General features: G+C 58.3%; 15 protein-coding genes. 6 read left to right on the plus strand and 9 right to left on the minus strand.

Annotated elements, in window-relative coordinates:
* The first annotated feature begins 51 nt into the window (after window positions 1-51).
* Window positions 52-6,498: a peroxidase family protein gene (locus tag AB7M23_RS15730; RefSeq protein ID WP_454241263.1), complete on the plus strand. Its 6,447-nt coding sequence runs from the start codon at window positions 52-54 to the stop codon at window positions 6,496-6,498.
* Between the two features lie 123 nt (window positions 6,499-6,621).
* Here the strand turns inward: AB7M23_RS15730 and AB7M23_RS15735 are convergent, their stop codons facing one another.
* From AB7M23_RS15735 to AB7M23_RS15750, 4 genes are all read right to left on the minus strand, one after another.
* Window positions 6,622-7,521 carry a hypothetical protein gene (locus tag AB7M23_RS15735; RefSeq protein WP_454241264.1) on the minus strand — a complete coding sequence of 300 codons (900 nt, stop codon included), beginning with the start codon at window positions 7,519-7,521 and terminating at the stop codon, window positions 6,622-6,624.
* A complete protein-coding gene (gene cls, locus AB7M23_RS15740; RefSeq protein ID WP_454241265.1) occupies window positions 7,518-8,924 on the minus strand; it encodes a cardiolipin synthase in 1,407 nt (468 codons plus the stop codon). Before cls ends, AB7M23_RS15735 begins: the two co-directional genes overlap by 4 nt.
* A gap of 104 nt (window positions 8,925-9,028) precedes the next feature.
* Entirely contained in the window at window positions 9,029-9,856 is an 828-nt protein-coding gene (locus AB7M23_RS15745; RefSeq protein ID WP_454241266.1) for a BON domain-containing protein, read from the minus strand.
* A 161-nt stretch (window positions 9,857-10,017) separates the two neighbouring features.
* Window positions 10,018-11,316: a cation:proton antiporter gene (locus AB7M23_RS15750; RefSeq protein ID WP_454241267.1), complete on the minus strand. Its 1,299-nt coding sequence runs from the start codon at window positions 11,314-11,316 to the stop codon at window positions 10,018-10,020.
* A gap of 177 nt (window positions 11,317-11,493) precedes the next feature.
* On the opposite strand from AB7M23_RS15750, the gene AB7M23_RS15755 reads away from it, so the two are divergent.
* Window positions 11,494-12,228 carry a Crp/Fnr family transcriptional regulator gene (locus AB7M23_RS15755; protein WP_454241268.1) on the plus strand — a complete coding sequence of 245 codons (735 nt, stop codon included), beginning with the start codon at window positions 11,494-11,496 and terminating at the stop codon, window positions 12,226-12,228.
* A gap of 30 nt (window positions 12,229-12,258) precedes the next feature.
* On the opposite strand, the gene AB7M23_RS15760 is transcribed toward AB7M23_RS15755, so the two are convergent.
* The 4 genes from AB7M23_RS15760 to AB7M23_RS15775 form a co-directional block, all read right to left on the minus strand.
* Window positions 12,259-12,885 (minus strand): cell wall hydrolase, encoded by a 627-nt coding sequence (locus tag AB7M23_RS15760; RefSeq protein WP_454241269.1) that lies wholly within the window; start codon window positions 12,883-12,885, stop codon window positions 12,259-12,261.
* Window positions 12,886-12,932: 47 nt separating this feature from the next.
* The gene (locus AB7M23_RS15765) at window positions 12,933-13,142 is read right to left on the minus strand and encodes a hypothetical protein (RefSeq protein ID WP_454241270.1); all 210 of its coding nucleotides are present in this window, start codon (window positions 13,140-13,142) and stop codon (window positions 12,933-12,935) included.
* A 104-nt stretch (window positions 13,143-13,246) separates the two neighbouring features.
* On the minus strand, window positions 13,247-13,939 hold the full coding sequence (locus AB7M23_RS15770; protein ID WP_454241271.1) for a Crp/Fnr family transcriptional regulator: 693 nt from the start codon (window positions 13,937-13,939) through the stop codon (window positions 13,247-13,249).
* Window positions 13,940-14,130: 191 nt separating this feature from the next.
* Complete coding sequence (locus AB7M23_RS15775; protein WP_454241272.1) at window positions 14,131-14,301, minus strand: CsbD family protein; 171 nt, start codon at window positions 14,299-14,301, stop codon at window positions 14,131-14,133.
* A gap of 217 nt (window positions 14,302-14,518) precedes the next feature.
* On the opposite strand from AB7M23_RS15775, the gene AB7M23_RS15780 reads away from it, so the two are divergent.
* The 3 genes from AB7M23_RS15780 (at window position 14,519) to AB7M23_RS15790 (ending at window position 15,708) form a co-directional block, all read left to right on the plus strand.
* Window positions 14,519-14,677, plus strand: a complete 159-nt coding sequence (locus tag AB7M23_RS15780; RefSeq protein WP_330523130.1) for a DUF3309 family protein — start codon at window positions 14,519-14,521, stop codon at window positions 14,675-14,677.
* A gap of 69 nt (window positions 14,678-14,746) precedes the next feature.
* Window positions 14,747-15,307, plus strand: coding sequence for a lipid-binding SYLF domain-containing protein (locus AB7M23_RS15785; RefSeq protein ID WP_330523131.1), 561 nt, complete (start codon window positions 14,747-14,749; stop codon window positions 15,305-15,307).
* Window positions 15,308-15,366: 59 nt separating this feature from the next.
* Window positions 15,367-15,708, plus strand: coding sequence for a hypothetical protein (locus tag AB7M23_RS15790; protein ID WP_454241273.1), 342 nt, complete (start codon window positions 15,367-15,369; stop codon window positions 15,706-15,708).
* Between the two features lie 154 nt (window positions 15,709-15,862).
* Here the strand turns inward: AB7M23_RS15790 and AB7M23_RS15795 are convergent, their stop codons facing one another.
* Window positions 15,863-16,429: a helix-turn-helix domain-containing protein gene (locus AB7M23_RS15795; RefSeq protein WP_454241274.1), complete on the minus strand. Its 567-nt coding sequence runs from the start codon at window positions 16,427-16,429 to the stop codon at window positions 15,863-15,865.
* A gap of 123 nt (window positions 16,430-16,552) precedes the next feature.
* On the opposite strand from AB7M23_RS15795, the gene AB7M23_RS15800 reads away from it, so the two are divergent.
* Complete coding sequence (locus AB7M23_RS15800; RefSeq protein WP_454241275.1) at window positions 16,553-17,467, plus strand: DMT family transporter; 915 nt, start codon at window positions 16,553-16,555, stop codon at window positions 17,465-17,467.
* The last annotated feature ends 43 nt before the right edge of the window (window positions 17,468-17,510 follow it).

Raw genomic sequence — 17,510 nt, forward strand, 5'->3', positions numbered from 1 at the left:
ATCAATAACGACGGAACTGAAGTTTGAACTCCATTCGACAGGTGAAATATCATGGCCACGCGCTATATTTTGAAGCCTTTCCGATTCAATCTTTCCGATCTTGATTTCATGCAGCGCCAGATTGACTTCCGTCCGCTGTACGATGCGGATGGCAATGCAATCATCAACTGGGACGGCGCCAGCGCGATCTACGACGCCCAGCACACGTTGATCTATGACCCGGGCACAACGCCCTTGAGTCAGGAGCAGATTGCCAGCAACCTTGCACTGTATGGCCATTCCTACGCTTCGGTCACGGCCTCTCAAGGCCTGCGCGACCCCTCGGGCCTGAACAACAACCTCTATCTTGTGAATGCCACTTGGGGCGCTGTCGATCAGCCCTTCCTGCAGCGCGCGGCGGTGATTTTCGATCACTACATCAAACCCAAGTCGGGGCTCGTGGTCGATACGAACAACCCCGATAACTATGTGGACGGCGTTCTCGTTGCCAACCCGACCAAGGTGCCCAGCGACCCGAATGCGTTTTACGCGAACACATTCACGACGCCCCCTGATCCCGCGGCGGCGGACTACACCAAGCATGGCGACAATCCCGCCACGCCGCTTGACGAAGCATCCCCCGCCCATGATGTAGTGGACTACACGCCGCGCATGATCAGCCAGTTGGTCAGCACGGGTGGTGTCACCTTCGAGACTCAAACGGGCAGCACCCATCTTGTCAAGGACGCCAACGGTTTCACCCAAGTGGCCGACTACGGCATGCTGGAGTCTCTCGGCCAGCAGGACACTCAGCGTCCGTATGATCTGCAGTTCGACGCGAACGGCAATCCGGTCTGGCAGCTCGATGCCAATGGCAACCCACTCATTGACCCGATCACCGGCGCGCCGGTGCAGGCGCTGGTTCAGAACCAGGAATTCTTCATCGGCGCGCAGAACCCCGGGGTGTCGCCGGTCAACGGCTGGTTTGTGCTATTCGGCCAGTTCTTCGACCACGGCCTCGATTTCATCGGCAAGGGTGCCGATGGCAGCAAGATCACCATCAACCTGTCCCCAGACGACCCCCTCTACGGTGTCATCAACCCCAGCACAGGCCAGCCCACCACCAGTATTGTGATTTCGCGCGCGGATGTGAGCGGTTTCACCGCCGATGGAACACCACAATGGAACAACCACACCTCGCCTTACATTGACCAGAGCCAGACCTATGGCTCCAATCAGGAAGTGACCGATCTGCTGCGCGCCTGGGTCTCTACCGATGGCGGTGCCAGCTACCAGGCGGGTGCGCAAATGCTTGACGGCAACACTTCGGTTGCCTGGAAAAACGCGTTTGGCGAAACGACTCACGCTACCTTGCCCACACTGAACGAACTGCGTGCGCACCTGCTGCTCACCCAGCGTGCCGACCTGACGTGGGAGGACGTGAGCAACCTGCGCAATCGCGATGCCACAGGTCACGTGGCAACCGGGGCTGAGGCCGGCAACTCTGGCCAGGCGCTGATTCTTGATATGAATCCGCGGTTCGATGAGGCGCACTTCAAGAACCCGTTGAATCCCGACGCTGCCACTGACTTTCAGAACAATATCGCTACCCTCAAGGCCGCCGCACAGGCACTGGGTACCGGTTACGATTTCTCCTACATCGACGGCCAGGGCGCGAATGACGGTTACCTTGAACTGAAGGTTCCGGCTGGAGCCATGGGCCCTGGCTCGCCAACCATGACGCTGACGGGAGCCAGCGCACTGGCGCTGTGGGTGAACTTCAGTGATTTCAGTATCAAGACATCGATGCAGGCGGGGCCCACCGTGGTTGCACTTGACCCCACAGTGCATGCCGCTGTCGGTGACCTGCTTCTGGCGGCAGTGGGTGACCATTACATTGCTGGCGACGGCCGCGTGAACGAAAACGTCGGCCTTACCGCGATACACCATGTCTGGCACGAAGAACACAACTTCCAGGTACGCAACATCCAGGAAGCCGTCGCGGCCGAGGACCTGCGTCAGGAACGGCTCGACCAGGCCGGGACCTACAATCACGACCTGCTTCACGAGTGGCAGCAGTCTGTTACCAGCAAGCCGACAGACGTTGTAGCCACTGGCGTCAGCGTGGTCGGCAACCACTATGAAGACGCGCAGGGCAACTACGTCTATGCAAGCGGCACCATTGCCTGGGATGACAACAAACTGTTCAACGCCGCGAAGATTACCGTCGAGATGGAGTACCAGCACACGGCGGTGGATCAATTCGCACGCACCATCACCCCCAACATTGCCGAATTCGTCGGTTACAACAGCGGTGAACAAGCGGATGTGAGCCTGGATTTTTCACAAGTGGCTTACCGTTTTGGCCACAGTATGCTGCGCGAGTCTATCGACGTGATCGACCCTTCGGGCGGCATTACCAATGCGGTGATGCGCGTTGCCCTGGAACGTGCCTTCCTTACCCCGGAATTGTTTGCGCAGAAGGGGGCGGCCGCCATCGCCTTGGGCATGACGCACCAGCAGGCCAATGAGGTCGACGAGTTCATCACGCCCGCGCTGAATCAGGGTTTGCTCGGCCAGCCGCTGGACTTGGCTGCTATCAATATCGCCCGGGGCCGTGACGTGGGTACGCCCACGCTTAACGAATTCCGCAAAGCCATTGGCCTGAGTGAATACAGCAGTTGGGCGGACTTTGGCGCCAACATGATCCACCCGGACAACCTGGTGAACTTTATTGCCGCTTACTCGTTTGATGGCGACGTGGCCCGCGCGACTGCGCTCGTCGGCCTGGAGAACGGCAGCATTACCGAAGGCAGCGCCAGTGCTCACGGCTATACCTACAATCAGGCGTTGAACTTCCTCAACAACACCTTCAACAGCCCGAACGAAGCCGGCAGTTACGGTGTCGACGGTTTCCAGCACATCGACACCTGGATCGGCGGGCTGGCCGAGGCGCACATCACCGGCGGCCTTCTGGGGGAAACCTTCGATACGGTGTTTGTCGACCAGATCAGTCGATTGATGAACGGCGATCGCTTCTACTACCTCTACCGTCTGGATCAATTGCAGATGGGCGAGGGCATCATCAATGAGCAGTTCAAGGACATCATCGAGCGCAACACCGGTGTCGAACATCTCAATGGCAGTGTGTTCGCCTATGCCGATAAGTACTACGATCTGACGCAGAACGAGGTCGCCAATGCCAAGACCGAACACAAGTACGCCGATGCGCTGAAAGCGTACGAAGACAGTCACCCGATTTATGCAGCAGATGGCACAACAGTCATTGGCCATCAGTCGCTCGGCATTTACTCCACAAAAGGCAATGCCACCAGCGGTAACGCAGACATAGTTACGGTCAACGGCGTGCAATATATTCGTGACGTCCGTGTCGAGGACGGCGCCCCAACGTCCGGCACCACTGCGCTTAACGGTGGCAAGAACCTTGACGGCACGCCGAACAGCGGCGCCGATGCGCACGAGGTGATCGTTGCCAGCGACAACAACGATCTCATCTACGCGTGGGGTGGCGACGACACCGTCTATGGCGAAGGCGGCAATGACATCATCTACGGCGGCAGTGGTATCGACCGCCTTTACGGTGGCGATGGTGATGATCGCATTTACGGCGGCGACGGCGGCGACCTGCTGGACGGCGGCGCTGGTGACGACTATGTGAGCGGCGAGCAATCCGGTACGGCCGCCGCGGGCATCGACCAGATCATTGGTGGCGAAGGCAATGACATCCTGCACAGCGGCGTGGGCATCGACAAGCTTTCGGGCGAGTCGGGCGACGACTTCATATTCGGTGAAGGCGACACCGATGCCTTCACCCACGGAGGTGATGGCAACGACATCATTGACGGCGGTGACGGTGGAGACCTCTTGTGGGGCGACGACGGTGACGACCTGATCATCGGAGGCGATGACCAGGATATTTCAGCCGGTATGAATGGCGACGATATCCTGCGCCCGGGGGCCTTCTCTCAGGCTATGGGCGGCGGCCCGGACGAGGTGCTGGGCGGCGACGGCAAGACGGACCTTGGCAACGATGGCAAGGGTATTGGATTCGATTTGATCGATTTCAGCGACCATGCCAAGGCCCCCAAAGGCATCACGATCGATTTCTCGACCCAACAAAACCCTGCCGTGGCGATCGACCTGACCACCCCGTTTCCGGCCTGGGTGGGCATTGAAGGCGTGATCGCCAGCCAGAATGACGACACCATCCTGGGGGATGCGAGCGGCAACTGGTTGATCGGTGGCAGTGGTAACGACCAACTGGCCGGTGGCCTTGGCAATGACGTCATTATCGGCGACGGCACTCGTCTGGACAGCCTGATCGGCACCTATAGCGGTGGCTATGACAATTACATCGATGGTGCCAGTCACCGCGCGGCTGGCTTCATTGGTAACAATGGCCTGCTTGACGCGGTCGGGCCTGGCTTCGAGAAACACTTTACCGAGATGCTGAAGTCGGCCACCTTCGAGAACCTGGAGTTGGGCGGCAGCCAGGTCACGCGGCTGTGGCGCAACGGGGTGGCGACCGCAGACCTCGCCGACAGCGTCACGGTCGGTGACGGCGGTACGACCGGGTCGTCGGACACGGCAGTTTTCACCGGTAACCAGGCAGACTACAGCATTGAAAAAATTGAGTTTCTGACGAAAAACCAGGGGCTCATTACCGCCTTTAAAGTCACCGATAAAGTGGCGGGGCGCGACGGCACGGATATTGTGGTCGGTGTGGAAAAGCTGGCCTTTGCCGATCACACCATCAACCTGAATCTACCCAACCATCTACCGACCGGCAACGTCATGCTGTCGGGCTATGCCACGGCGCCGACCGCCGCCAATCGTCCGGTACCGAGCCAATACCGGTTGAACGCCAACACCTCGGCGATCCAGGATGCCGACGGCCTGCCCAGTGCGAACGGTTTTTCCTATCAGTGGCAAGCGTTGGTCGGGGCGGTGTGGCTGAATATCGTCGGCGCGAATGCGGCGAGCTTTGCTCCGACGTCGGCACAGTTTGGTCAGCAGTTGCGGGTGATCACCACCTACACCGATAACAACGGCACACTGGAGCATCTGACCTCTGATCCTTCTGAGGCGGTCGGGCGCTTTATCGAAGGCACCAACGCCGGCAATACCCTGACCGGCACCAACTATCAGGACATCCTGTTGGGCTATTCGGGCAACGATGTACTCAACGGTGGCCTGGGGGCCGACGTGCTGGACGGCGGCAGTGGCAACGACACGATGCGTGGTGGGGTCGGTAATGACATCTACAGGGTCGATGCCAATGGCGATCTGGTTTTAGAGAGCCTGAATGAGGGTACCGATACCGTCATGTCCTCGGTCAGCTACACCCTGGGCAGCAATCTTGAGAACCTGACCTTGCTCGGAGCAGCCAACATCAGCGGTACCGGTAACGCACTGGACAACATCATCACCGGCAACAGCGGTAACAACCCGCTCAGCGGGCTGGCCGGCAACGACACCATTTTGGCTGACGCCGGTAACGATACCATCCTGGCATCCTTGAACGACGGCAACGACCGCTATGACGGTGGTTTGGGCATCGACACCTATGACCTGTCCGCCACCTCGGCGGCCGCGACGGTCGACCTGCTCACAGGCACGGCAACCAGTACCCAGACCGCCAGCGATACCCTGACGGGCATCGAGAACGTCACTGGGAGCACCAACAACGACCACATCCAGGGCAATGCTGTCAGCAACTTTTTGCAAGGCCAGGGCGGTAATGACTGGATTGACGGTGGTGATGGCGACGACATCCTGATGGGCGGCCAGGGCATCGACACCCTGTTCGGTGGCCTGGGAAATGATACCTTCCGTGCCTCAACCAACGATGGTAATGACAGCTACGACGGTGGTGCCGGGGTCGATACTTACGACTTGTCGGCGACCTCCGCCGCGGCCACGGTAGACCTGGCCGCGGGTAATGCCAGCAGCGCGCAAACCGGGAACGATACGCTGAGTGGGATTGAAAATGTGATCGGCGGCAGCGGGGCCAATACCGTGATCGGCGATGCCGGCGATAACGTGCTTCAGGGCCTGGCCGGTAACGACACGCTCAGCGGTGGTGGCGGCAACGATACCCTGATCGGCGGCGCGAACCGTGACACCTTGAGTGGCGGAGCAGGCAATGACGTGTTTGTCTTCACGGCATTGGGGGATTCAGGTACGTCCAACGCTTCTCGCGATGTCATCACTGACTTTACCCAGGGGCAAGACCGCATCGACCTGTCACTGATCGATGCGCGCACATCTGGAGGCGGCTCGGCCGGCAATCAGAGCTTCACCTTCCTCGGCGAATGGAACGGTAGCGGCACTGAGTTCAACAATCAGGCGCAACTGAAATACCACTTCGTCAAGGTCGGCGGCGTCGACCACACCTATGTAGAGGGCAATGTGAACAGCGGCAGTGGTGCCGACTTCCAGATCGATCTGGTCGGGCATGTGGTGCTGACAGCGAGCGATTTTATCGGTGTGGTGTAGGTCGTTAATGCACCGGGGGCGCTCTGCAACAGCGAGCGCCCCTGCCGTGCAACTCGTAGACGTTAGCAGCACCGGTCTTTGGGCGAGAGCACGCTCAGGGCGGCAAAACGGGAAGGCATCGGCTTACTTCAGAAGTGTTATCTGCTGGCGTTGAATTTCCTCGCGTTTCATTTTCAGGTAGGGGCCGAGTTCAAGCTCATGGAGTTGTTGCGGATAGCGCTCAACAGCCGCGTGCCAGGCTCTCAGGCGTTGCTCCTGCTGTGCCGGCGGTGGCACGAGCAGCGTGGACAGGTAAGCGTCTATTGCCAGGTAGTAGCGCATCGTATTGCGCTCAATCACACCCAGGGTATTACCCACGTAGACAGACTCTCCGCTGCTATTTTGGCCAACGATACTGAAACCGACCTTGTTGTGCCCGGTCGTGGCCAGGTAACCCACCATGGCCAGACGTGCGGAAAGGCCATACGTATAGGAGTAGGACAGGTGCAGGAAGCTGCGCTGGGCGTCCAGCGGCACCGCTTCCAGTTCGATACGAAACAGGCGTGTATCCAATGGCCCCTCGGCCGCTTTCAGCAAGATGTTCAGGTAGTCGGCGTTTGACGCAGCCGCGGTATAAAGAAACGTGAAGGGGTAGGCATCGGCCAGGGACGAGTTCGATTTTTGGCCAATACTGAGTTGCAGCGTCGGGCCAGCACTGGTGTTGGCGTTGATGCAACGTTTGACGTTCTGATGCAGGATGAGGATATCGCACCAGTGTTTGATCTCCCCAAGCTGTGAATTGACCACGTCGAAGGGGTACTCGACGACTGCATAGACTTCGCCTTTGAGGCCATTGGGGTATTCGCTCGACAGGAGAACCAGCGGTCTATTGAATGGGTTGTGCGTCAATTTCTGCTCTAGAGCGCCGTAGCGTGCTTTCAACGTCTGGGCTGCGTCCTGGGCATGGGCCTGCGGCAGTCCCATCAGGGTGCAGAGCAGGGTTATTTTGAGAACAGTACTCCAGCGCAGCGCTGCTTGGCTCATAGCCAGTACTCCCATAGCCGGCCCATCAGTTCTTTGATCCTCACGCCCATTGAGCGGTGTCGCCATTGTTCCAGCGTGATCTCGGTTGAATTGGCCAGGTCGGCCTGGAACGCGGCCTGCATTTTTTTTCCGAATTCGGTGCCCAGTACGACAACGTTGACTTCATCGTTGTGCAGGAAGCTGCGCCAGTCGAGGTTGGTAGAGCCAACACTCGACCACACACCATCGATGACTGCCGTCTTGACGTGCAGCAGCGCATCGCGGCGTTCGTACAGCTTGACCTTGGCGGCTAGCAGTTCGCTGTAGTAGGCGCGGCCGGCGTGGAACACCAGCCAGGAATCAGTGCTGCTGGGCAATACCAGCTTGACGTCGACGCCCCGCGCGACCGCGTCCTTGAGCGCTTCCAGCAACTGCGGGTCGGGCACGAAGTAGGCGTTGGTCAGCCATATTTCGGTCTGCGCGTTCTGCAGCGCGGAGATCAGCGTTGCATAGATCAGGCTGAAAGGCTCATCGGGCGAACTGCCAATGGCACGTACAACTTCGGTACCTTTGCGCTCGGGGGGCGGAAAGTAGTGACGTGCCGTCAGAGCGTCGCCTTTCTGACTCGCCCATGTGTGGATAAACAATTTCTGTAGTTCCGCAACCACGGGCCCCTCAATACGCAAGTCGGTATCGCGCCAGGGTAAATCACCGCTCGGACGTATCTTCGTGCGAGCGCCAAATGAGCCGCCCGAATAGACACTACTGATGTTGATCCCACCGAGGAAGGCTGTACGCCCGTCTATTATCAGCAGCTTTCTATGGTCGCGCTGATTCACGTCCCAGCCTGCCTTGGCCGTCATTGGATTGACCGGGTTGTACTCCAGAACCTTGATACCCGCGTCGGTCAATCGAGTGAAAAACGCTTGGGGGGTGGCAAGGGTGCCGACGCTGTCGCGGATCAGATTGACTTGTACACCCTGTCGTTGCCGAGCGATCAGTGCGTTGGCGAAGCGCCGGCCAACTTCATCATCATCAAGAATATAGGTCTCCATGTTGATATGGTCGCGCGCCGCCTCTACGGCTTTGATCATCGCTTGGTAGGTTGCTGGCCCGTCTTGCAGTAAATCGACCTTGTTTCCCTCGGTCAGCGGGCTGCCGACGATGGACTCTTCAATGGCCAGGTGCACGTCGAAAATATCGGTCTTTACGCCGGTGGATTTGAGCCGGTCGAGAATGGCCTTGCTGCGCTCGGCTGACAGCGGACCGTGTATCCCATCGAACTGTATCGGAGGCGAGTGCGCGCGAGCCATGTCGGGCACTATTCTCGGTAATGTGCTGCAGGAAATCAGAAATGCCAGGAACACAACCAGGCACAGCATCAGTGGAATACGCACACATTTCCACACGGCTAGCAGACTCATTGGCTGTCCCTCTGCGAGGTGAGGGTAATAGCGGAACCGCAACCTGGAAGATTCGCCGTGCAGGCTGCTCGCAAGGCTGCATGGCGAAGCTTCAAAGGCGTGTTTCAGTACCGTAGATCGGTCGATTGCACGCTCGTCACACCTTTCACGTTTTGCGCGAGTTCGATCGCCAGATCACGTTCCGTTTCGTTCTCCACCGTACCATTCAACGTGACGATACCGTCCTTGGTGTTGACCGTAATGCCGCTGCCGTTGACGTTGCTGGAGTACATAAGGGTGGATTTGACCTTTGTCGTAATCCAGCTGTCGGCAACATCTCGTCCCGCTGCATTCGCGGCGCTTTGGGTGCTATCGGTCATCGTTGGCTCGGACGGCTCAATGACCAATTGATTATCTACCTTCACGACGCCGTGGGTATTTCTGGCCAGACGGCCGGCCAGCTCCCGGTCAGCGTTGCTGTTGGCGGTACCACGCAGTGTTACCTTGCCTGACTCGGTCTGGACGTTAGCGGACATGCCATCGGCCTGTTTGCTCCACAGCAACTTCGATTTCACCGCGGCAGTGATGGTGGCATCGTCAATCATGGTGCCGTAGCTGCGCGCTGCGGAGGAAACAGGCGCAACGTAATCAGGCTGGACGATGATCTGGTTGTCGACGGCATCAATCCCACCGACACCCAGAGCAATGGCGTTCGCCAGGTCTTTATGAGGGCTTTCATCCACGTAACCGCTCAGTGTGGCTTTGCCATCTGCCACCGATACGTTCAGGTCGTTGGCACGCAAATAAGGATTCAACGCAAAGGTCGTCCAGATTTGGGTTTCCTGTCGTGTATCCGTGAAGGTCTTGGCATTCGCTGCGGCGATGCCGTTTGTGGCGCCTATTGCCAGTGAGATGCTGGCGGCGAGTATCAGGTTGCGTAATTGTCTTTGCATCAGCGTGCACCCTCTATGATGGAGGCCCGACAGGCGTGCATCATTGCATCGGGCTGGAGTGCACTGTGACAGCGCAGGCGGTTGGCGTCGGTGCGTTACCGCGCTTAAGTTGGCGTTGTCTGGTATGCGCTGGAACGCGCACATCAGCGTTACTGCAAGGGTTAGTCTTGGTGTTCATACCACTTCATCAGAGGCAGAACCGACATACCGTGTACCACGATAGAGACAGTGACGGTCACCAACGTCAGGGTTATCAATTGTTGAGCCACGTGGGGGGGCAGGCCATGGCGATTGGCGAACATCAGGTAAAAGATGGAACCTATTCCGCGTATCCCGAACCAGCAGATCATCGCGCGCCGTGGTGTGCGCATGGGTTCGCCCAGCATCCCAATCGCAACGGCCAGCGAGCGCAGGAGCACGAACAACAAGGGTATGAACCACCACAAGGCTGGCCAATAAACCACGTAGGGCAGTAATGCCCCCACGAACAGTACCATCCCAAGTTCGGCCAACTTTTCGAGTTGTTCATTGAACCCGATCACTGCGCTCGTCATGGTTGCGCTGGCATGGTGGGAGTGCGTGGCCAATGCCTCGTAGGCGTGGCCGCTTACCCCAGGCCTCGTGCTCAGTGATGCCGTATTGGGCTTCGGTTGCTCCTTGACCCGTTGCAGCGCCAGCCCTGCGGCGAATACGGCCAGGAAGCCGGATGCCAGGCTCAGTTGCGCAGCGCCATAAGCCATCGCCAGAAGACCGAGTGAGAGGAATTCGTCCAGGCCTACGGCCAGCTTATAGCGCGTACGCAGGTGAACAACGAGGCGGCCGATGATTGCGCCTAACGCAGCGCCGATCAGCAGGCCTCCCGCTGTGGCCCAGATCAGGTCTATTGCCCACCAGCGCCAGCCACCCGTGCCGAGGTCGTGCAACCCCAGCAGCCCGAGGCCCAGCATCACGAAGGGAAACGCCGTTCCGTCGTTCAAGCCACCTTCTCCGGAAAGGCTGAAACGCAGGCGATCTGGATGGACTTCACTGTCAGTTTGCACCCCGGAAGCCAGTACAGGGTCTGTCGGGGCAAGGATGCCTCCCAGCAACACAGCGGCACCCAGTGGCAGCCCCAGTCCCCAGACACCGACAGCGGTGATAAGCCCTACCGTGAGCACCATGGAGATGAGTGCCAAGCGTAGCGGCACCCTCCAGCGCCTGTCGGAGAATGGAACGGCACCCATCTTCAATCCCACGTTGAACAGTGAGATAAGCACTGCGACCTCGGCGACCCATGCCAGCACATCGGCATGATGCGCAGGGTTCAGGGTGATCACCGCGAGCCCCGCAGGCCCCAGCGTGTAGCCGACAAAGAGGTAGACCATGGCGCTGCTCAGCAGCAACCGAGCGAGCAGGGTTCCACCCAGCACCATGGTGATGAGTAAAAACCCGAGGAGTAGGGACCATAGGGCAATAGACATGGCAGTCAGGCAACCTGGGGCGCGTCTTAACCTTGTCCAGCATCCTCTACTGCAGGCCCAGGTACTACAGAAAATTGAATCCTTGTGCACGGGGCGCCTGGATGTGGAAATGCACCCGCGGGTCTATCATTGTGAAAACCCGTGTATTTGCAGGCCATTGGCACCATTGGTGAAACCATGTCTGAGCGTCTCCACCCGTTGCAGAACCGTCTGTTGGCGGCGTTGCCCATCGAGGTACAAGAGCGGCTGATTCCCCAGTTGGAGTTGGTCGTCTTGCCCTTGGGCAAGGTCGTGTATGAGTCAGGTGATTCTCTTCAGTATGTCTATTTCCCTACCGACGCCATCATTTCCCTGCTTTACGTGATGGAAGACGGGGCCTCGGCGGAAATTTCTGTTGTAGGTAACGAAGGGCTCGTTGGCATAGCCGTGTTCATGGGCGGCGAAAGCACTCCGAGCCGGGCCATTGTGCAGAGTGCAGGGCATGCCTACCGGCTGGCGGGGCATCGCCTGAAAAGTGAGTTCAACCGGCATGGCGAGATGATGCAGCTGTTGCTGCGCTACACCCAGGCCTTGATTACTCAAATGGCACAGACCGCAGTGTGCAATCGCCATCACTCAATCGACCAGCAGCTGTGTCGTTGGTTGCTGCTGTCGCTGGATCGCTTGCCGAGTAATCAGCTGATCATGACCCAGGAACTGATTGCCAACATGCTTGGCGTGCGTCGCGAGGGCGTCACGGAAGCTGCGGGTAAATTACAGAAACTCGGGGTGATCGAGTACAGCCGTGGCCATATAGAGGTGTTGGATCGCGCGAAGCTCGAGGCGCTGTGTTGCGAGTGTTATGCCGTTGTAAAGAAAGAAACCGATCGTCTTCTTGCCCATACAGTCCTTAGCCATACCACTTCTCACTGAACAGGCTCACCGTGTGTCTCGCCGCCGGCGCTATCGTGCTGTCCCGTCGTGAGGCTTGTAAAAGAGGAACTTTCCTGTTTCGGCCGTCTTGGTGTATTGCTTGGCCCAATCGGGTGTTACGCCTTTGCTATGGAAGTACAACGCGCCGCCTGTTCGGTCGGTGAGTTGTTGGTTGAGCGCCTTGCGTGCTACCTCCTTGGCAAGCAGGTAGGGCGCGTCTTCATCTACATGATCAGAATTGCCGTCACACCACCAGGAAAATTGACAGGCATGCTGTTCGGAGCCTTGTTTGACCACTTCGCAAACCGTGCCTGGAAAGCCTGCATGACCTACTCGGTTCAGGACGACGCTGGCTACCGCTTCCATGTCGGCAGGCGCACCGCCTTTGGCTTCCCAGTAGATGGTGCGTGAAAGGCAGCTAATTGTATTGTCCAGGGAGGCTGCGCCCACAGGGTCCACGGCTTGCGCTTCAGGCTTTGTGAGGGGCTCGGCCCTGGGTAACGATGTCGTGCTCTGGTTCGCCGCAGCTTTCTGTTCCAGGGCCTTTGCCTTGTCGACCGTTGCGGCCTTGTTTGGCTCAGGGTCGGCGGCAACGGCCTGGTTGCAGAGCAGGACAAGTGCGAAGCCGGCAGCTGTGGCTACTGATACGAGGCGCATGCTCAAACCTTCAGTGTGAGTCCTGTTTGACTTCGTACGCGTGTGACTCAAGGCAGTCGCTCCCAGACCTCGGTATTGGCCAGCTCTTCGTCGGTAGCATGTCGGGTTTTTCCGTACAAAGGGTCCAGCTCGTAGCAGCCGGTCTGCTCATAAAGGGCTGAGTAGCGAATGCCGCTTAGCTTGTTGAGGTAACGTACCAGTGGATGGCACTGCGCATTGATGCGCGTTACTGCGAGTGAATCAGTCATGGTGTTCATGATTACGCCTGTTGCAGCGAATGCTGCTTTTCCCTGGCTCCATTCTGGCCTTGTAGAGGGGCAGGGTATGTACGCCATCGCACACAGTGCTCTGGGCGTGATTTTCAGGCTTCGGTGTGGAGCGCGCAGTAGCATTCGCATGACGCAGCTTCCAATCCCTTGCGGTCAAGGATGGTAATGTCGCCACGGGAGTATCGAATCAAGTTGCGCTCTTGCAGGGCTCCGGCAGCCAGGGTCACGCCACTGCGCCTTACGCCAAGCATGTTCGCCAGGAGCGCGTGCGTCAGATAAAAATGGTTGGCATGTGCGCGGTCATGAGTCATCAGTAGCCAGCGCGCCAGGCGCGGCTCGATCTCATGGAAATGAGTGCAGGCTGCCGTTTGCGCCAGTTGCGTGAGGAACAGGTACAGGTATTGATTCAACCGTTGCAACAGCACGGGATGCTCGTGGAGCGCGATTTTCAGCTGTGCACACTCCATTCGCAGGCTGCTGCCGGGCCCTTGTACGATCGCCCGCATGGGGGCGGTGTTGGCACCTAGTGCAAGGGTCGCACCGAGCATGCCTTCGTAACCGACCAGACCTATTTCAAGGGGTGGATGGCCGCTTAGCGTCGTCATCAGGGAAATGAATGCGGTGCTTGGGAAGTACACATGCAGCAGGGGCTGGCCAGGCTCACACAGCACGCTGCCAAAGGCCAGGTCGACGTGCTGGCACTGATCCAGTATCGGGTTGAGGTCCTTTTCAGGCAGGCCCTGAAGCAGGTGGTTCTCCACCTGCCGTGGTGTTTTGGCTGGCACGTGATTGTCCTGCAGCACGGTGACAGTGACGAGAGCGGTGCTGTACGGTCTCGTGCAGAAAGTTTGGGCAACGTTTGCCCGACCGTCTGTTCGCTACAGCACGTACTCGTGTGGTTGCCAGAGTGGGTTCAGCTCGCTGTACACCGGCTGCGCTGTTTATGCTTTTGAATGGACCCGATCATCGAGTTGGATCAGCGTTTCAAATCTTCCTTCAGGTCGCCAATGCCTGCCTGAACATTGCCAATCGTTTTCTCGATCTTTCCTTTGTTTTCCAGGTTTTTGTTGCCAACAGCCTTGCCTGCGACTTCCTTGATCGTGCCTTCAATTTCTTTGGCTCTGCCTTTTACTTGATCCTTGTTCATGAGGTTCTCCAGGTTCTTTTTGCGATAAGGGGGCTTCGTGTCGAGCGTTCTCAGTGACGCCCACGTTCAACAGGCTCGGCGCAAAAGACCCTGGCGTCTGTGCGGCACCGTACAGAACATTGTCTGCCAAAGGCTCACGCTGATCGTGTCAGATCGCTGTGCGCGCGCGACAGCGATAAAGCCTGCTCTTTTCTTTCGCGCGCTCGAGGAAACAGCCATGAGCGTGGGCACAATTCTATTAATCATCTTGATCCTGCTACTGATCGGCGTGTTTCCGAGCTGGCCGCACAGCAGGAACTGGGGATACGGACCGACCGGCGGGTTGGGCATCGTGGTGATCATTCTCATCGTGTTGCTGCTGATGGGGCGGTTGTAACCGACTGACGGATGTCAGTCGCACAGCCCACGATCACTTCCTTTCTATTTCGGGTATTGGAGTTCAGCAATGAAACATTCACTACGGTTATTGTTTTCGATGGCTTTTGTCGTCCTGTCATTGGCATCGGCAGGGCTCATTAACAGTGCCAGTGCTGCAACGGCCGCGGACCTGGACAAAGATTCCCAACAGGCCTTGCAGATGCTCTACAAGGCAGACCCATTGGCTCAGACCCTGTCGCGCACCGCCAAGGCTGTGCTCGTGTTCCCTAACATCGTCAAGGCCGGCCTGGTGTTTGGTGGCAGTTATGGTGAAGGCGAGTTGTTGATCGGCTCCAAAGTGGACGGCTACTACAACTCGGTGACCGGCTCCTGGGGGCTGCAGGCAGGCGCCCAATCCTACGCTTATGCCGTGTTCTTGATGACCGACAAAGCCCTGCAATATGTGCGCGACACGAAGGGCTGGGAGGTCGGCGTCGGGCCTACCGTCGTCGTCGTTGATCAAGGCGTGGCGAAGAATCTATCGAGTTCGTCGTTGCAGCACGATGCCTATGCGTTTGTCTTCGATCAGCAAGGGTTGATGGCGGGTATCAGCATTGAGGGCACCAAGATTTCCCTCATCAAGCGCTAGCCCAGCGTGCGCCCCGATCCAGCGTCAATGTCGGGGCGTTCACCTCAGGAGCACTGTCCATGAACACCTTGACTATAGAAGGCTGGTACAAGACCAGTAGCGAGGCCCCCCCCATCGAGTTGGGGCAAATTCATTTTCACGTCAGTGGCGCGGATCATGTTCGCCTTGAGGCGGCTGAAGAGCAGTTGAAAAAGACCAACGCGCCCGAGGTGATGGTTGATGTCGACATCAGCCAGATGGATTTGATCATGCCTCCGGAGTGTGGCCCGTTGTCGGATTGCCAGTTTCGCGTTTACTTGAGTGCACGTGACCAACGCGGTCAGTTTCATTTGGTCGGGCACCGTGCCGCTGACGGTGCTCTGGTCTATAGCAATGCGGTCATGGTTGATCAATTGGGGTGAGGCGATGTTTGAAGCCCCACGCTTGCTATATGCACCGGGGCAGTCAAACGTCGAGGCGTGCTGTGTTGACAGCCCGGCACAATCTGGCGTTTCCCTCAAAGGCCCTGATCGACCGTAAATGGCAACCAGGCCTGGCCAGGCTCAGCAAGGCGCTTCAGTTATGCTCGATCAGCATGAGCGCAAGGGTGTTCGACTCCAGCGCCTCAAACACATGAGGCTGATTCGCCGGATATCTCATGTAGTCCCCGGTTCGCAGAAGCGTTGGTCCACTGGCCGGGCCAGCATAGGCGCAGCCCTGACAAACAAACACATGTTCAAAAGTACCCGTCGGGTGCGCCTGGGATCGGTGTGGCTGGCCGGGCTGAGCGACCACCCGGTACATGTCACGACGTACACCAGGCGGGCAGTCAGCCAAGAGCGTTGCTGCGTATTCGGCATCGTCCGCGATGATAGGCGATCCTTCCCCTGCGCGAATCACTGTTACCTGTTGCACAGGCTGTTCGAAAAAGCGCGTGACCTGAATGCCCATGGCTGTGGCCAGCGACCATAACGTTTCGATGCTGGGGTTGCCGGATCCTGATTCCAATTGCGAGAGCGTGGACTTCGCGATGCTGGCGCGGCGGGCGAGATCGCTTACCGACAGCCCCGCCTGCAAGCGTTCGCGCCTGATCGCATTGGCGAGGAGTGTGATGGGGGTAAGATTGTTCGTTATATCGGTCATGTGTTCGTTATGAGTTGACTGGACGGGTCTGTAGCGGCCATTATGGCATCCGATTGTTCGTTTTGGTGTACTGCGGTTGTTCATCATCCCATGAATGACCGTGCACAAACAGGATGTTGCAGAATGAAGACCCGTTCGCGTGGAACGCTTGAAATGATTGCCGCCATGTCCGTTTCCGGCACCGTCGGGTGGTTTGTGGTGCAGTCTGGCCAGTCCGCTTTGTCGGTGGTGTTCTGGCGCTGCCTGTTCGGTGCTGGCGTCATGAGCTTGGCCTGCTGGTGCCTGGGCGTCTTGCGCAATGTTCGGGTGACGCAGCGGCAGTGGGGCTGGATGCTGCTGGGCGGTGTAGCCCTGGTCTGCAACTGGTTGCTGTTGTTCAGGGCTTACGATCAGGCATCCATTGCGGTTGCCACGGTGGTCTACCACACCCAGCCGTTCATGCTGGTGGCGCTGGGAGTACTGCTGTTCGGCGAACGGCTTTCGGCAACCGGGGCAGGGTGGTTGGTGCTGGCTTTCCTCGGCATGCTGCTGATTGTTTCTTCCACGTCTGGCGCTGCGGGCGCACATTACCTGACGGGTGTCGTGCTTGCCCTGGCTTCGGCTTTTTTCTACGCGATCGCTGCAATCATCGCCAAGCGTCTGAAGGATGTGCCGCCACATCTGATTGTGCTGGTGCAACTGCTGGTCGGCGTAGCCATGCTCTGGCCTTGGGCGCATATGCCCGATGCGACTGAACAGGCGCAGAACTGGGGGTATCTGATCACCATCGGGGCGGTACATACCGGGCTGATGTCGACACTGCTGTATGGTGCGATCCAGAAAATTCCTACTGCGCTGATTGGCTCCTTGTCTTTCATCTATCCGGTGGTGGCCATTCTGGTTGACTGGGTGGCTTTCGACCATGCGCTCAGTGCTCTGCAGTTGGCGGGTGCGGTGGCCATCCTGCTGGCTGCTGCCGGGATGAACCTCGGGTGGGGTTGGCCCAAGCCCGGCAGGCCAAGGCGGTCGTCAGAGGGCGGGCCTGCTGCCCGCGCATGAGTCGCACCGGAGCAGCCAAACCCGCAGAGCGTTGTTCTTGAGT

This window comes from Pseudomonas sp. HLS-6 TE3448, assembly GCF_053629555.1.

Coding starts and splice junctions, on each gene's coding strand:
- AB7M23_RS15795 (WP_454241274.1), bottom strand. CDS start 16,429: ATGACCGATATAACGAACAATCTTACCCCCATCACACTCCTCGCCAAT.
- AB7M23_RS15800 (WP_454241275.1), top strand. CDS start 16,553: ATGAAGACCCGTTCGCGTGGAACGCTTGAAATGATTGCCGCCATGTCC.
- cls (WP_454241265.1), bottom strand. CDS start 8,924: ATGAGTCTGCTAGCCGTGTGGAAATGTGTGCGTATTCCACTGATGCTG.
- AB7M23_RS15755 (WP_454241268.1), top strand. CDS start 11,494: ATGTCTGAGCGTCTCCACCCGTTGCAGAACCGTCTGTTGGCGGCGTTG.
- AB7M23_RS15785 (WP_330523131.1), top strand. CDS start 14,747: ATGAAACATTCACTACGGTTATTGTTTTCGATGGCTTTTGTCGTCCTG.
- AB7M23_RS15735 (WP_454241264.1), bottom strand. CDS start 7,521: ATGAGCCAAGCAGCGCTGCGCTGGAGTACTGTTCTCAAAATAACCCTG.
- AB7M23_RS15750 (WP_454241267.1), bottom strand. CDS start 11,316: ATGTCTATTGCCCTATGGTCCCTACTCCTCGGGTTTTTACTCATCACC.
- AB7M23_RS15790 (WP_454241273.1), top strand. CDS start 15,367: ATGAACACCTTGACTATAGAAGGCTGGTACAAGACCAGTAGCGAGGCC.
- AB7M23_RS15780 (WP_330523130.1), top strand. CDS start 14,519: ATGAGCGTGGGCACAATTCTATTAATCATCTTGATCCTGCTACTGATC.
- AB7M23_RS15765 (WP_454241270.1), bottom strand. CDS start 13,142: ATGAACACCATGACTGATTCACTCGCAGTAACGCGCATCAATGCGCAG.
- AB7M23_RS15760 (WP_454241269.1), bottom strand. CDS start 12,885: ATGCGCCTCGTATCAGTAGCCACAGCTGCCGGCTTCGCACTTGTCCTG.
- AB7M23_RS15730 (WP_454241263.1), top strand. CDS start 52: ATGGCCACGCGCTATATTTTGAAGCCTTTCCGATTCAATCTTTCCGAT.
- AB7M23_RS15745 (WP_454241266.1), bottom strand. CDS start 9,856: ATGCAAAGACAATTACGCAACCTGATACTCGCCGCCAGCATCTCACTG.
- AB7M23_RS15775 (WP_454241272.1), bottom strand. CDS start 14,301: ATGAACAAGGATCAAGTAAAAGGCAGAGCCAAAGAAATTGAAGGCACG.